The organism is Oscillospiraceae bacterium CM (genome assembly GCA_022870705.1).
In the GTDB taxonomy this organism is placed as follows: Bacteria; Bacillota; Clostridia; order Oscillospirales; family Oscillospiraceae; genus Sporobacter.
On record CP072107.1, the window covers coordinates 937,784 to 953,179 of the forward strand.

The 15,396-nt window shown below is 55.5% G+C and carries 13 protein-coding genes; 6 read left to right on the top strand and 7 right to left on the bottom strand.

Annotated elements, in window-relative coordinates:
- Positions 1 to 58 precede the first annotated feature (58 nt).
- The 4 genes from IZU99_04725 to ypeB all read left to right on the top strand — a co-directional run bounded on the left by IZU99_04725 (position 59) and on the right by ypeB (position 6,181).
- Complete coding sequence (locus IZU99_04725; protein ID UOO38747.1) at positions 59 to 2,389, top strand: DNA translocase FtsK; 2,331 nt, start codon at positions 59 to 61, stop codon at positions 2,387 to 2,389.
- Positions 2,390 to 2,604: 215 nt separating this feature from the next.
- Positions 2,605 to 4,089 carry a glutamate--tRNA ligase gene (locus IZU99_04730; protein ID UOO38556.1) on the top strand — a complete coding sequence of 495 codons (1,485 nt, stop codon included), beginning with the start codon at positions 2,605 to 2,607 and terminating at the stop codon, positions 4,087 to 4,089.
- On the top strand, positions 4,086 to 4,691 hold the full coding sequence (locus IZU99_04735; protein UOO38557.1) for a hypothetical protein: 606 nt from the start codon (positions 4,086 to 4,088) through the stop codon (positions 4,689 to 4,691). Before IZU99_04730 ends, IZU99_04735 begins: the two co-directional genes overlap by 4 nt.
- Before the next feature lie 128 nt (positions 4,692 to 4,819).
- Positions 4,820 to 6,181 (top strand): germination protein YpeB, encoded by a 1,362-nt coding sequence (gene ypeB, locus IZU99_04740; protein ID UOO38558.1) that lies wholly within the window; start codon positions 4,820 to 4,822, stop codon positions 6,179 to 6,181.
- Between the two features lie 67 nt (positions 6,182 to 6,248).
- On the opposite strand, the gene IZU99_04745 is transcribed toward ypeB, so the two are convergent.
- The gene (locus IZU99_04745) at positions 6,249 to 6,725 is read right to left on the bottom strand and encodes a flavodoxin (protein UOO38559.1); all 477 of its coding nucleotides are present in this window, start codon (positions 6,723 to 6,725) and stop codon (positions 6,249 to 6,251) included.
- Positions 6,726 to 6,905: 180 nt separating this feature from the next.
- Here IZU99_04745 and IZU99_04750 point away from each other — a divergent pair, with 180 nt between their 5' ends.
- Entirely contained in the window at positions 6,906 to 10,379 is a 3,474-nt protein-coding gene (locus tag IZU99_04750; GenBank protein ID UOO38560.1) for a DNA polymerase III subunit alpha, read from the top strand.
- A 19-nt stretch (positions 10,380 to 10,398) separates the two neighbouring features.
- A complete protein-coding gene (locus tag IZU99_04755) occupies positions 10,399 to 12,036 on the top strand; it encodes an MBL fold metallo-hydrolase (protein ID UOO38561.1) in 1,638 nt (545 codons plus the stop codon).
- Positions 12,037 to 12,113: 77 nt separating this feature from the next.
- Here IZU99_04755 and IZU99_04760 read toward each other — a convergent pair whose 3' ends face one another.
- The 6 genes from IZU99_04760 to IZU99_04785 all read right to left on the bottom strand — a co-directional run bounded on the left by IZU99_04760 (position 12,114) and on the right by IZU99_04785 (position 15,223).
- The gene (locus IZU99_04760; protein ID UOO38562.1) at positions 12,114 to 12,695 is read right to left on the bottom strand and encodes an SOS response-associated peptidase; all 582 of its coding nucleotides are present in this window, start codon (positions 12,693 to 12,695) and stop codon (positions 12,114 to 12,116) included.
- 21 nt (positions 12,696 to 12,716) lie between these two features.
- Positions 12,717 to 13,157 carry a PH domain-containing protein gene (locus IZU99_04765; protein ID UOO38563.1) on the bottom strand — a complete coding sequence of 147 codons (441 nt, stop codon included), beginning with the start codon at positions 13,155 to 13,157 and terminating at the stop codon, positions 12,717 to 12,719.
- Positions 13,158 to 13,214: 57 nt separating this feature from the next.
- The gene (locus IZU99_04770) at positions 13,215 to 13,484 is read right to left on the bottom strand and encodes a hypothetical protein (GenBank protein ID UOO38564.1); all 270 of its coding nucleotides are present in this window, start codon (positions 13,482 to 13,484) and stop codon (positions 13,215 to 13,217) included.
- A 17-nt stretch (positions 13,485 to 13,501) separates the two neighbouring features.
- Positions 13,502 to 14,032 carry an ImmA/IrrE family metallo-endopeptidase gene (locus IZU99_04775; protein UOO38565.1) on the bottom strand — a complete coding sequence of 177 codons (531 nt, stop codon included), beginning with the start codon at positions 14,030 to 14,032 and terminating at the stop codon, positions 13,502 to 13,504.
- A gap of 431 nt (positions 14,033 to 14,463) precedes the next feature.
- The gene (locus tag IZU99_04780) at positions 14,464 to 14,796 is read right to left on the bottom strand and encodes a hypothetical protein (protein UOO38566.1); all 333 of its coding nucleotides are present in this window, start codon (positions 14,794 to 14,796) and stop codon (positions 14,464 to 14,466) included.
- Position 14,797: 1 nt separating this feature from the next.
- Complete coding sequence (locus tag IZU99_04785; protein UOO38567.1) at positions 14,798 to 15,223, bottom strand: helix-turn-helix transcriptional regulator; 426 nt, start codon at positions 15,221 to 15,223, stop codon at positions 14,798 to 14,800.
- Between the last annotated feature and the right edge of the window lie 173 nt (positions 15,224 to 15,396).

Sequence of the window (15,396 nt, forward strand, 5' to 3'; positions counted from 1 at the left end):
CATTTTTGCTTTGATCGGATATTTCGGCGCCAGCGGCGTCCTGCTTGGCTATTTCTGCATGCTGCTGAAGGGACTTTTCGGCTGGGGATATCTTGCCGCGCCGCCTGTTTTGTTTCTCTGCGCCGTTATTCTGGCTTTTCACAGGGGGGAGCCCGTCCGCTTCCGTGTCATTTCGGCGCTGCTGCTGCTTATGACGACCGGGGCGCTGGCGCATCTGTTTTTGAATAAAACATATTATCCGGTCTCATTTGCCATGGTACATAGCCTGTGGGACGCCGGTAACGATCTGAAAAGCGGCGGGGCCGTCGGCGGCTCGTTGTCGGTCATTCTTACATATCTTTTCAGCATGTTTGGCTCGGCCGTCATTTTCATCAGTATGACAGCCTTCTTTCTGATGGTGGCGCTCAATAAAACGGTTTCAGACATTGCAGACGCCTTCCGTGCCTTTTATAACCGTCTGAAGGAAGACGCGTATGACGACGCGGCAGACGAGCCGGAACAAACAGCTCAGCCAATTCTGCCGGTTACATCGAGAGCGCAGCGCCGTATGATCGATATTCCGCTCGACGACCCGAAGCCGCGCGGGACGGCGTCCGTCTTCCGCTCAAAAAAGCACGCGCCGCTCTTTGACCAAAACGCGGGCGTTCAGCCGCCGGACATGGTGCTCGGCGGTCTCGCAGCTGCCAATCAGCCGCTGGCAAAGCGCACGCAAACGGGAGATGTGCCGTTTGACATCCCGTTTATGGAGACCAAGACAGATAGTAAAACAGACATAGCCGATCAAACACCGCCTGCGCGCATGGAGCCCGCGAAATCGGCGCAGCCGTTTGGCGACACGGCAAAGGCAGGCAGCGGCTCCTATAACTATCCACCGCTGAACCTTCTGGCGGCCGGGTCACCAGCCGGGCGCGTTGACGGGTCGGAGGAAGTGCGCCTCAATGTGGAGCGCCTCGTCGCCGCCTTCAAAAGCTTCGGCGTTAACGTCCGCATCACTGGTTATACGCGCGGGCCAACGGTGACGCGCTATGAGGCCGAGCTCGAAGCCGGTGTCAAACTTAACAGGCTCACAAGCCTTGCCGACGATATCGCCCTATCGCTGGGAGCCAGCGGCGTGCGCATCGCGGCCATGCCGAACAAAATTTCAACAGTCGGCATCGAAGTGCCGAACAAGCTTGTCAGCAAGGTCTTTCTCCGGGACATCATCGATTCGCCGACGTTTAAAAACGCACCGTCAAAGCTCACCTTTGCCATCGGCAAAAACATCGGCGGCGAAGCCATCGTCGGCGATATCGCGCGCTTGCCGCACATGCTGGTCGCCGGAACGACAGGCTCAGGAAAATCCGTCTGCCTCAACTCACTGATATTAAGTATTCTCTATAAATCGACACCCGATGAAGTCCGATTCATCATGATAGACCCAAAAATGGTGGAATTCCGCGTCTATAACGGCATTCCGCATCTTTTAGTCCCGGTCGTCACCGACGTGAAGAAAGCTTCCGGCGCGCTGCAGTGGGCCGTTGTCGAGATGATGAAGCGGTATAAGCTTTTTTCGGAAGCAAACGCCAGAGACCTCGACGGATACAACAAAATCATGCGGAAGTCGGAAGACGGCGCGGCGCTGCCGCAGGTCATCGTCGTCATTGACGAGCTGGCCGACCTCATGCTGACGGCTGCCAAAGAGGTGGAAGAGTCCATTTGCCGCGTCGCGCAGATGGGGCGCGCGGCAGGCGTTCATCTCGTCATCGCCACACAAAGCCCGCGCGCCGACGTGATTACTGGCCTCATGAAGGCTAACATTCCCTCGCGCATCGCGCTGAAGGTTTCAAGCGCTCTGGAGTCTCGCATTATCCTTGACGCCGGAGGCAATGCCGACAAGCTCGTCGGCAATGGCGACATGCTATACGCGCCGATCGGGTCGGCCAAGCCCGTGCGCATTCAGGGCACGTGGGTGTCGGACGCCGAGCGTGAGGAAGTCGTTGAATTCATAAAGAAAAGCGCCCAGCCGAACTACTCTGAAGAGGTTATCCGCCAGATTGACAAAGCGGCTGAGGAGAAGTCCGATTCTAAGGGCGACGGAGACGCCGCGAGTGGCGTCGATTATGACGAGCTATTGCCACAGGCCGTTGATGTCATCTTTGAATCGGGGCAGGCGTCCGTCTCCATGCTGCAGCGTCGGCTAAAGCTGGGCTACTCGCGCGCGGCGCGCATCGTGGACCAGATGGAGCAGATGAACATTGTGGGCCCGTTCGAAGGCTCGAAGCCGCGCCCGCTGCTCATCACGCGCCAGCAGTGGCGTGAAATGCAATATATCCAGGGGACGGCCCCGACCGGCCCCGAGCTTGGCATCCGCGATGACTATTCATCGCCGCCGGACGACGCCCCGTTTTAACTAAACCCACCCCCCGCCCAACAGATGTATAGGGGCTTCGCCCCTATGACCCCATTGAATTGAATAGGCCCAATACACCATAAACCGTTATAAAGCCAACAGGACAGTGCATAATCCACTGTCCTGTTGTAGGGGCGATTATCAATCGCCTATATACGCCCGATTTCACAGCAGACCCAACACCGGAAAGGAGTCCCGCTTCGGCGGGAATAACGATGGCACTAGATCACACTTGGTTTGACGAGATGGAAGCACGAATTCCGAAAAATGCGGTGCGCACGCGCTTTGCGCCCAGCCCGACCGGCTATATGCACGTCGGCAACCTCCGAACGGCGCTGTACACGTATCTCATCGCCCGCGCCCGGGGCGGGACGTTTATCCTCCGCATTGAGGACACCGATCAGGAGCGCTTCGTCGCGGGCGCTGTTGACGTCATCTATGACACGCTCAAAAAATGCGGTCTTTCCCATGACGAAGGGCCGGACATCGGTGGCCCGGTCGGCCCATACGTTCAGACAGAGCGGCGCGCGCTCTACGCCAAATACGCCGAGCTGCTCATCGAGCGGGGCGGGGCTTACCGCTGCTTCTGCCGGAAGGAAGAGTCGGCGGACGAGGGCTTTTCAAAATACGACGGCCGCTGTGCCAATCTGACAGCCGCCGAAATCGACTTAAAGCTTCAAGCGGGCGAGCCGTATGTCATCCGCCAGAAAATCCCGCGTGACGGGGTAACGACGTTTCAAGACGCCGTTTTCGGGGCCATTACCGTGCCGAACGACAGTCTCGACGATAACGTCCTTATTAAATCCGACGGGCTGCCGACGTATAACTTCGCAAACGTTGTAGACGACCACCTCATGGGCATCACGCACGTCGTCCGCGGAAGTGAATACCTCTCTTCTGCACCGAAATATAACCTGCTTTATGAGGCGTTTGGGTGGGACGTGCCTGTCTATATTCACTGCAGCCCTGTGATGCGCGACGCGCAGAATAAAATGTCCAAGCGCCACGGTGACCCCTCTTTTGAAGACCTGATCCGAGAGGGCTACCTCACGGAAGCCATCGTCAACTATGTGGCGCTCCTCGGCTGGAGCCCCGGCGGCGAGCGCGAGCTCTTCACGCTCGACGAGCTCGTGTCTGTCTTTGACGTTTCGGGTATATCCAAGTCGCCCGCCATCTTTGACCTCGACAAGTTGACGTATTTTAACAGTGCCTATATCCGCGCGCTCACGCCGGAGGCGTTTGCCGCCATCGCCGGGCCGACGATCCGTTTGGTTATTCAAAATCCGGCGGTTGACGTTTTGTCCGTCGCGGCGATTTTACAGCCGCGCTGCGAAAAGCTGACGGATATTCCGGAGAAAATTGACTTTTTTGAGCATTTGCCGGATTATGACACGGCGCTGTACGTTCATAAAAAATCAAAGACGGACGAGGCGGTGTCGCTTCAGATGCTCGAGGCTGCGCTGCCTGTGCTGCGCGCTGTCGGCGCGTGGACGCAGGAGGCGATTCACGATGCTCTTATTAGCCTTGCCGAGCAGCTGGCGGTCAAAAACGCAACGCTTTTATGGCCGGTGCGCATCGCCGCCGCGGGCAAAGCCGTCACACCGGGCGGCGCCGTTGAAATATGCGCGATTTTAGGCCGCGAGGAGACGTTATTACGCTTGGAAGCCGGAATAAAAAAATTATCGGGGGGAGCGCAGTGATCAAGATCATCAAAAAGGGGCTTATTTTTCTTATTCTGCTCATCATCGTTGTCACGGCGGGCGTACTGCTCGAAATATTCGTCATCGACCCGCTTGGCAAATCGTCTACGCCGTCACCGTCCGTCGCCGTGACGGGGTACACAACACCGAGCGAAGAGCCGCCCGTCACAGCAGCGGGAAAAGCGTTTACCGTCACAAGTAAAGACCCCGCCATCTCCTGCACGGTGACGGTTGACGACGCGATGTTCGAGGTAACAACGGCCGACGGCGGGTACATTTTCCGCTTGTTGGCAGACAAAAACGCCTATTTGAAGCTCTATTTTATCCAAGACGCCAATGCCGCGTCAATTGCACCGGGTTTTCTCAATGCCTACATTGATTTTAAAAATTTCAGCAATTCCGGGGATAATTACATCGATGGCACGGAGATTTCCGGTCAAACCGTGACAGCCGACGACGGGACAACTGAAGTGACGGCCTGGCTTGTGAACACGGACGCGGGTGTTCTCGCGGTTGTGACAAGCTTAAGCCTTGAACATCAGGATGCCGAAAGAGCTCTGTTGGGGCAGTTGCTCAAGACCTTGTCGCTCTCGGCCGCATAACGCCATTTTTTGCATGACATAAACACCCCTTTATGGCAGATAGTAAGCCATAAAGGGGTATTTTTTGCGCAAAATGACAAAATGCCGGAAATTAGCACGGCGATTTTGGGAGATAAACGGAGCGGTATATGAAACGACAAAAACTGAAAATTTTAATAATCAGCTATACGCTGGCAGGCTTTGCCGCCTTGGGCGGGCTTGCGCTCTATAATTATATGACGGCCGAGGGATATAAACTGCAAATGGAAAACACATATCAGCATGCGTTTTCCGAACTCGCGTCCGGCGTCGGCGACCTCGACGCGGCGCTGCAGAAAAGCCTGTACGCGACGACGCCGCCGATGCTGGCCGCCGTTTGTACGGAAGTGTACGGCAAGGCGCAGTCGGTGCTGCTGGCGCTCGGCGAGCTGCCGCAATCAAGCAGCCAGCTGCAGAACATGGCAGGCTTTGTGACAAAGGTCGGCGACTACGCGTTTATGCTCGCGAAAAAAGCCGGAACAGGCATAGCCGGGACGGAAGAGGAGCATGGAAATCTCGTCAGTCTTTCGGAAACAGCCAACGTCCTGTCGGGCAATTTAAACAACCTGATGGGTGAAATCAATAACGGTAATGTCTCTCTATCGAAAATCAACGATTTGACTGCCGAGGCGGGAATGATGGGGGAGAATGCTGCCCCTGATGCGTTTCAAACAAGCCTTTCGGCCATCGAGGGAGAATTCCCGGAAACGCCGTCACTCATCTATGACGGACCGTTTTCCTCGCACATCGCCGGTCTCACCCCGAAATTTCTCGAAGGCAAAAGTGACGTGACGCCCGAAAAAGCGCAGGAAAAGGCCGCCGCGTTTCTGGGGATTGATGCCAGCGCATTAAAACCAAACGGCGAGCGTGCAGGCAATCTGCCGGTCTATCTGTTTTACACAAATATGGACAAGGGCACGCTTAGCGTGGAGGTCACTAAAAAAGGCGGCATCGTCCTCGATGCGTTTAACGGACGGATCGTTAAAAAGAGTATTATCCCGGCGAAGGATGCCGTTGGTATTGCCGCCCGCTATCTGGAGAAAAAGGGCTATAAAAACATGAAGGAGAGCTATTATAGCATTGACGGCAATACGTTGACGGTGAATTACGCCTATACAGCGCATGGCGTTATCTGCTACCCCGACCTCATCAAGGTCTCTGTCGCGCTTGACAAGGGCAGTATCGTCGGGTTTGAAAGCCAGGGTTATGTAATGAACCACCACACGCGTGACATTCCAGCGGTAAAGGTGACGGAAGCGGCGGCTAAGGCCAAAGTCTCGCCGCATCTGAGCGTTCAGACGCATGAGCTGGCAATTATTCCGACGAGCGGGAAGAATGAGGCATTTTGCCATGAATTCAAATGCGTCAACGAAAGCGGCAGCCGCTATATCGTCTATATCAACGCCATAACGGGGGCGGAGGAGCGGATTCTGATTTTGCAGGAGAGTGACAAAGGCACGCTAACAATGTAACGTGACAGTTCGGCAGCAAAAAGTGCGGGGCGCGGCAATTGCCGCGCCCCCTTAAGTTGTCAATTATTCAGGTGCGTGAAAGCCACGCCTTAACACGACCTTCGGCAATAGCCGCGTTGGCAGCTTCCTCTTGTGTTAAGGAGAGCGTTCCGCAAACGGTGCCGCCCCTCAGGCGGCTTTTAAGCAGCGTCAGGCATTGCCCGGCGTCACCGCCGCCGCTCGTCGTAAAAAAGAAGACCTTTTTCGCCGTGAGATCACAGGCTGCTAAAAATGAATTGACGGCCGGTGTGGGGCGCGAAGCCCAAATCGGTGTGCCGATATAAATGGTGTCGTAAGCAGTAAGGCGAGGCATGTCATTTAAAAGCTTTGGTTTTTGATGAAACAAGGCGCGCATACCGCCCAAAAAATACTTAGAAAACCCGGATTTACCCGTTGAACTTTTGGGAAGAAGCAGACAGATATCACCGCCGGTTTCCTTCATGATGATATCGGCAACGCTCGCTGTGTGCCCTTCGAGCGAATAGCAGACGACAAGACTTTTCATTCAATGGCCTCCTCGATTTTATCCGTCAGATGACAGAAAATATTTGCAATAACAGTATGTTATCTTACACAAGTGAAAAAATCCAGTCAAATTTGCAGCAAGGTTTCAACGGTTGATTTCACACCGGTTAAGGTTTAAAATAGACATAATATACCTCGATTTGAAAGGGCGGTGCGGTGCGTGGCTTTTGTACACCTGCATGTGCACAGCGAATACAGCCTGCTAGACGGCGCCTGCCGCATTAAAGACCTTGTCGCGCGCGCCAAAGAGCTCGGGCAGACGGCCGTCGCCGTGACCGACCACGGCGCGATGTACGGCGCCATCCAGTTTTACAAGGAGGCGTTAAAAGCCGGAATCCGCCCAATCATTGGGTGCGAGGTTTATGTTGCGTCGCGCTCCCGGTTTGACACCGAGCATCATTCGGATGCCGGGCGCAGTCATCTTGTGCTGCTGTGCAAAAACGAAACGGGGTACAAAAACCTCTGCCAGCTTGTCAGCCGCGCGTTTACAGAGGGGTTTTATATCAAGCCGCGCATTGATCTGGCGCTCCTGCGCGATCATCACGAGGGCCTCATTGCCCTGTCGGCATGCCTTGCCGGTGAAATCCCCAGGCTGCTGCAGCAAGGCCGCTTTGAGGACGCGACAATTAAAGCGCTTGAAATGCGCGATTTATTCGGGCCGGACAGCTTCTATCTGGAGCTGCAGGATCACGGCATCCGCGAGCAAAAGGCCGTCAACGACGGACTCATCAAAATAAGCCATGAGACGGGCATCCCCCTCGTCGTGACAAACGACGTGCACTATCTCACACGGGGAAACGCCGATGCGCAGGATGTTCTCATGTGTATACAGACGGGGAAAACAGTGACCGACAGCGACCGCATGCGCTTTGAAACAGACGCGTTTTACCTGAAAGACGAGGCGGAAATGCGCGATTTGTTCCCCGACAGGCCGGAGGCCGCCGACAATACGGCAAAAATTGCCGACATGTGCGACGTCCGATTTGAATTCGGCCGCTACCACCTGCCGGAATTTCATCCGCCGGAGAATCAACATGCCACCGACTATTTAAAAGAGCTCTGTCTGCTCGGTTTTGACAAAAAATACGGACCAGGCAGGGAAGACGTTCAAAAACAGCTTTTTTACGAGCTGAACATGATTGCCCAAATGGGCTTTACGGACTATTTTCTCATCGTGTCGGACTTTATCGCGTTTGCCAAGCGCCAAGGCATTCCCGTCGGGCCGGGGCGCGGCTCAGCGGCGGGCAGCGTTGTGTCCTACTGTCTTGATATCACCACGGTTGACCCCATTAAATACGGGCTCTATTTCGAGCGCTTTTTAAATCCGGAGCGCGTCTCAATGCCCGATATCGACATTGACTTCTGTGAGCGACGCCGCGGTGAAGTCATCGACTATGTCAAACAAAAATATGGGGAAGACCACGTTGCGCAGATTATCACCTTTAATACGCTCAAAGCGAAAAACGCCGTCCGGAGCGTTGCCAAAGCGCTTGGGCTGACGTTTGCCGAGGAGAGCGAACTGGCGCGCGAAATTCCTAGTGTCTTAAATATTAAACTCGAGCAGGCGCTTGTGTCCTCAAAGCGCTTAAAGGAAATGTATGACGGCGACACGCGCATTCGCCGCGTCGTCGACACGGCCATGGCGCTGGAGGATATGCCGAAGGACTCCGGCACGCATGCCGCCGGCGTTGTGATTACAAAAAACCCCGTCAGTGACTATGTGCCGCTCGCGCTGTCAAAAAAGGACGATTCTATCGCCACGCAGTATGTTATGACGACGCTGGAAGAGCTCGGCCTTCTCAAAATGGATTTTCTCGGCCTTCGGAACCTAACGGTTATCCGCGATGCCGAAAATGATATCCGCAGAACAACACCCGCTTTCTCCGTCGACGAAATTCCCGACGACGATAAGATGACGTTTGACATGCTGGCAGCCGGGAAAACGTCGGGCGTGTTTCAGTTGGAGTCGACCGGCATGACGGGCGTATGCACCGGCCTTGCCCCAAAGAGCATTGAGGATATCACTGCCATCATCGCCCTCTATCGACCCGGGCCGATGGATTCCATCCCGCGCTTTCTGGAGAACAACAGACATCCGGACAAAATCACCTATAAGCATCCGCTTTTAGAGCCGATTTTGAAGGTCACATATGGCTGCATTGTTTATCAGGAGCAGGTGATTGAGATCTTCCGCCGCCTCGGCGGCTATTCACTCGGCCAGGCCGATATGATCCGCCGGGCCATGTCCAAAAAAAAGCAGGCGGAGATTGAGCGCGAGCGCAAAACGTTTATCGACGGCGACGACGAGCGCCACATCAGCGGTGCTGTCAAAAACGGCGTGGCGCGTGATGTTGCCGCCGCCATCTACGACGAGATCTATGATTTTGCTAATTACGCCTTTAACAAGGCACACGCCGTTGCCTATGCCGTTATCTCCTACCAAACGGCCTATCTAAAATGCCATTACCCACGGGAATACATGGCGGCGCTTTTAAGCTCGGTGCTTGATTACCCCGAAAAGGTCGCCGAGTATACGGCTGAGTGCCGTGAGCTTGGCATCGGCCTTCTGCCGCCGGACGTTAACGAGTCCGATGATATGTTCACCGTCTCCGGCGCCAACATCCGCTACGGTCTTGTGGCCGTCAAGAACATCGGCCGCGGCTTCATCCGTGACCTCATGGCCGAGCGGGCGGAAAACGGGCCGTTTCACGATTTTGAGGAGTTCTGTCGGCGGATGTACGGCGGCGACTTAAACCGCCGCGCGTTGGAAAGCCTTATCAAATGCGGCGGGTTTGACAGCTTCGGTGTCCACCGCCGCCAGTTGATGACCGTCTGCCAGTTGGTGCTTGACGCGGTGGCCGACGCGAAGCGCCGCAATCTGGAAGGCCAGCTTGACTTGTTCGGCCTGTCCGAGCAGACCGATAAAACAGCGCCGGGCCAGTCTGTTCCGCTGCCGGATGTTCCGGAATTTTCAAAAGGCGAACTGATGGCTATGGAGCATGAGGTGACGGGGCTTTACTTAACGGGCCATCCGATGGACGAGTTTGCATCGGCGGTGCGGCATCTTGGCGCCGTCGCTATCGGCCGGATTCTGGCCGACTTTGCCAAGGAAGGCGGCAACACGGTTTTTCAGGATGATCAGACGGTGACAATCGCCGGTGTCATTGACGCCGTTAAAACGAAAACAACGCGCAACAACAGCCTGATGGCGTACATCACACTGGAGGATGCCACCGGCAGTATGGAGCTTTTGGCCTTTCAGCGCGTTTTGGACGCGTCTGGCGTTTATGTCAAGGAAAACACACCCGTTTACGTCACGGGGCGGCTGTCATCGCGCGACGAGAAGGAGCCGCAGCTTGTTCTGGAGTCGCTCCGGCCGCTCAATGACTTTGACCCAATGGCTGGGGAGACGCCCCCGGCTGAACAAAAGCTCTATGTCCGGGTTCCGGGCGAAGACAGCGCCCTCTACGAGCGCCTGAAGCTTATTTTAATCATGTTCCCCGGTGACGACCAGCTTGTCGTCTATTTCGAGGATACAAAAAAGCGGCATGGGGCAAAATGCCTTGTTCACGAAGCTTTGATCAAGGAACTCAACACGATGTTCGGTGAAAACAACGTTGTTTTAAAATCTTAAAGACAGGTGAGGTATGAGCATGAAACTGTTTTTTTACGGCGCTGACAGAGAAGTCACGGGTAGTTGCCACGGCGTTGAGGCGGGTGGGGTCCGCATGCTTGTGGACTGCGGCATGCTTCAGGGTAGCGACAACAATTACTGTCAGGATTTTCCGTTTGATCCCGGAAAAATTGACTATGTCGTCATGACGCACGCGCACATCGATCATTCGGGCCGGCTTCCGCTGCTCGTCAAGCAGGGTTTCCGCAACAAAATCTACGCGACAGGGGCGACGATCAACCTACTGAAGATCATGCTGCGCGACAGCGCGCACATTCAGGAGATGGAAGCCGAGTGGAAGTCGCGGAAAAGCAGGCGCACCGGTGACGAAAAGACCGAGCCGATGTATACGGTTGAAGACGCCGAGGCCGTTTTTCAATACTTCGTCCCATGTGTCTATGGGCAGGAAATTGAAATCGACAAGGGCATCAAAATCCGCTTTGCCGATGCCGGGCATCTCTTGGGTTCAGCGTTTGTGGAGATGTGGCTGACGGAAAACGCCGTCACTAAAAAACTTGTCTTTTCAGGCGATATCGGCAATATCGGCCAGCCCATCATCCGTGACCCGCAGTATGTTAAAGAGGCTGATATTGCCCTCATGGAGTCGACGTATGGCGACCGCAATCATGAGGTTGCCGCCGACTATACGGAGGATCTCGGCAGGCTGATTGACGAGGTGCTCGGCGAGGGCGGCAACGTCGTCATCCCATCGTTTGCCATCGGCAGAACGCAGGAGCTTTTATACTTCATCCGTGAAATCAAAGAGCGTGGGCTTGTTAAAAGTGTGCCCAATTTCCCGGTGTATGTCGACAGTCCGTTGGCCAACGCGGCAACACGCATTTATGAAGGCGAGCTTGACGGGTACCTCGATAAGTCGACCATCGAAGTTATCCGCGCCGGCAAAAAGTTTCTGTCGTTTGACAATCTCCGCATCTCAGAGACCGCGGAGGATTCCAAGGCCATCAATTTTGACACGACGCCAAAGGTGATTATTTCCGCCAGCGGCATGTGTGACGCCGGCAGGATCCGCCATCATCTCAAGCATAATCTCTGGCGGCCGGAGTGCGCCGTCGTCTTCGTCGGCTTTCAGGCAAAGGGGACGCTCGGTCGGCTCCTTGTCGACCGGACAGTCGACAAAGTTAACCTTTTCGGCGAGGAGGTCGCCGTCAAATGCCAGATTTACAGCTTCCGCGGCATGAGTGCCCACGCTGACAGAAACGGGCTTTTAAAATGGGTCGGCGCGTTTGACCCAAAACCGGAAAAGGTGTTTGTCGTCCATGGCGAGGAGGAGGTTTGTGACATCTTTACGGAAAAGCTCCGGTCCGACGGCTACGACGCCTACGCACCGAAATTTACGGCTTCCTATGATATTATAAGCGGGGCGCTTACTTCCGAGGGCAGAGAGATGACGCGCTGTGCTGAAAAAGAGAAAGAGCAGGCAACAGGCGGCCAAAAAAATAAGCCACAGGGAAGGCAAGATTCGCCGGTGTACGCACGCCTGCTCACCGCTGGCACACGGTTATTAGACGTCATCACCCGAAATTATGGCGGTTCAAACAAGGACCTTGCGGCGTTTGCCGATCAGATTACAGCTCTCGCCAGCAAGTGGGACAGATGACGTCAAAGCGTCGGTTCGGGTGATAACGCAAGAGAGAAAAAAGAGAGACGCTCGGTTTTGGCCGGGCGTCTTTTGGCTTATACAACAGCCTTGTAGGAGATATTCTCCTCGGAGGCTTCCAGGAGTGCCGCTGCGTCCATCGGTTCAGAGAGCCAGTGCTTTCGAAAAGGCTCTGGAAGGATAATGGGCATGCGGTCGTGAATAAAAGAAATATCGGGTGCGGCGGGGCGGGTGAGGATGACGAAGGACGGCAGCAGTTGGCCCTGCTCAAAACGGTACAGCCCCGCCATGTAGATCATATCGCCAGTGCCGAGGGCAAATTTCTGCTTTTTCACGCCGTCCTTCTGCCATTCGAAATAATGAGCGGCAGGAACAAGGCAGCGCTGTGCGCCGTAGGCTTTTTTGAACATCGGTTTCTCGGCTGCCGTCTCCAAGCGGGCGTTAATCAGCACACCCTTGCCGTCAAAGCGCGGAAAGCCCCATGTCATCAAGGCCGCGTCGCCATCCGTCAGAACGGGTGCGATATCCGTTGGCAAAATTTCGCCGCGCTTCATCTGGGCTGCCAGCGGTGACGCATGATAAGCGCTGCTCAGGTGTTCCAAAAGCGCCTGAAAACCGGCATCGTCGTCTTCCGGCGGAATATAGTAGCGCCCACACATCGAAGTCACCCTTTCGGCGATTTATTTCTCGTTGGGGTCAAGGTTTTTGCACCGCGCCTTCAGCTTCTCTAAAAAATCCTCGCGGTTTTCCGGCGAAATCATCGTCGTGCCCATAATATACCCCTTGCCATGCTGGCGAATTTCAATCCGCTCTGGCGACAGCGCCATCGATGAGAGAAAATTTTCAGTCAAACCGAGGTATTTGATCTTGTCATACCGGATTTTTTCAAAGAACGGGCCGCTCCGGCAGTAGAGATATTCCGGGCGCAGCTCGTAATAAGTCCCGAACAACAGCCAAATCAACAGCCCCGCCATGGCCAAAACGGCCGCATCGTTGATTAGCAGGTCGAGCGTATCATGCCAGGTCAAAGCTGTCGTTAGAACTGCGGCCGAGACCATCATCACAATGGCAACAACGATGATCGCTTTAAATAAGGTGCCGACAGCAGATTTGACGCGCATGGTGGTTCCCTCCAATCTCATTTAGCCGTAGGGGCGATTATGAATCGCCCGCCGACATTACCCGCGCCGTTCCACAAACCAGCGCCCAAGTGTCGGGTCACTGATCTTCGGGCTGCGCTCAAAAAACAGAAAGCTCTCCCGGCCGCTTGTGCGGATCGTATACCGGTCGCCCTGACCGCCCGCCTTCAGGGCTGCCGCGGGGCGGATGTCTAAGACGCGGTCAATCGGATATTCCCGCCCATCCTCCCAGATGAGGGAGAGGGGCATCAGCAAGCCGTTCTCCGAAAAAGCGGCTGTCACACGGACGTAAACCTTTTTGTCGTTCATAAATCGCGCCGCCAACTCTAATGGATGTCTTTCAGAAAGTTCCCGCGCGCCTGAATCGGCGGGTCGATGACCTTATAGCCCCGGCGCTTTAAAACGCGGAATTTGAAATCCAACAGCTCCGGCGGGACGCCGAGCGCGGCAGCCGCGCCAAAAAAGGAGATATCGTCGTTTAACAGGCCGAGCACGTCGCCGTCGGCCATTAACAGCTCGGCGGCAAAGATGTTGGCCTCGTATTCGCAGGCGGACGTCTCGTCAAACAGCGCAAAGTCGTGAAACGCCTTGACACCGGCGCGGTGCCGGTGCAGGGCGCTGTGGCCGAGCTCGTGTGCGAGGACGACGCGCCGGAGCTCTTCCGGCAGGTCACTGTTGATCGTTATGACCTGCGCGCGTGACTGGGTGAGATAAAAGCCCTTGCAGGCGCCGGGCAGCGCGCCCATCGGCTCGTTCAAAAGCAGGATGCCCATAGCCCGGCAGAGGTCATACAGGTCTGTTTCGCCATATTTCTGCCGGATCGTTTTAACGGCTTCTGCTATCTGCGCAATGGTCATCCGCTCACCTCCAAAATTGAATCTCAATCCGCCCGCCACACCCCGCTCGGCAGGCCGTGCGGGGACCCCCGGTTTATTTTATCTGCCGGGCGGGAATGAATCCCGCCCCGGCATAAATCTCGCTGTCGCTCGATTTGACGCGCCACCCGGCGCGGCACGCTCGCGCTCATGGGGCTTCGCCCCAAGTCCCTCATGTCGGCCTGGCATCAATGCCGTCCTCCGTCGGGGCGGGTTTCCACACCCGCCCGATTTCCGTCGTCCACCGTAGGGGCGGATTCCATATCCGCCCGATCTCCGTTGTCCTCCGTAGGGGCGATTATTAATCGCCCGCCGAATCATCCACCGTCGGGGCGGCCCGCCCGCCGAATCGCCCGCGGATTGCCGTCGTAGGGGCAGACCTTGTGTCTGCCCTTCAGAGCGGTGATAATGCCTCAGCCCGTCTGGCGCAGCAAATCGCCAGCGATGTCAAACGGAAAATTCCGGTCGTCAATGTAAAAATCGGCACAGACCTTGCGGCTGTTGTTGTTGTAGCAGGCGATATTTTCGGCGAGATTATCGTTGACGGCGTCAAACTCCAGCCCATGCGCGCGGCACCAAGTGACGGCCGCGTCAAGCGCCGGGCCGCTCCGGCACGTCCAGAGGATGATCTGGTCGCCCCCGGCCCGCCGATTTTTCACAAAATCGATGATGTGATGACGCGCCGCGCCGATATCCGGAAAGGCGTTGACGCACAGCGTCCCGTCAAAGTCAACGGCGTATACCATTTTATTTTTTCCCGTACGTTTTGCGTGAAGATTCCTTGGCGGCCCAATATGCCTTGGTGACGGCTTCGAAAAACGCGTCCTTGGCCTCCTGCTCCAGCGCACCGCCGGCAAACAGCGCGGCGTTGCGCTCTAAAAGAAAATCCATCTCGCGGGCAGCGCGCCGCCCATAGCGCGCGCGCGTCTCCTCAACATAATCGGATTTTTCTAATCCGTACGCCGGGTCGTCGATCTCGTCCCGGTCGAGATAGTCAACCGAGACGCGCAGCGCGTCGGCAAGTTTCGTTTTGACGCTCTGCCGCGGGCGGACGCCCTCGGTCTCATAGGCAAGGACAGCGCGCTTGGAAACGCCGATGAGCGCACCCAGCTCTTCCTGTGTTAAATTTAAAAGCTGCCGCGCCTCGCGCACCTTGTCGGAAAAGGTTTTCATCCGTATCATGCTCCTCTTGCAGTCGTCCCTGTGTAGGGGCAGATTCCATATCCGCCCGACAGGCTTCCCAAACATGGCTTTTTCTCTTGACAAAACGTCGCCTGCAACGTATATTATAAGCGAAGTTTACGAAGTTTAATCTCATTATAGTCGTGAAAACTTCATCTGTCAAG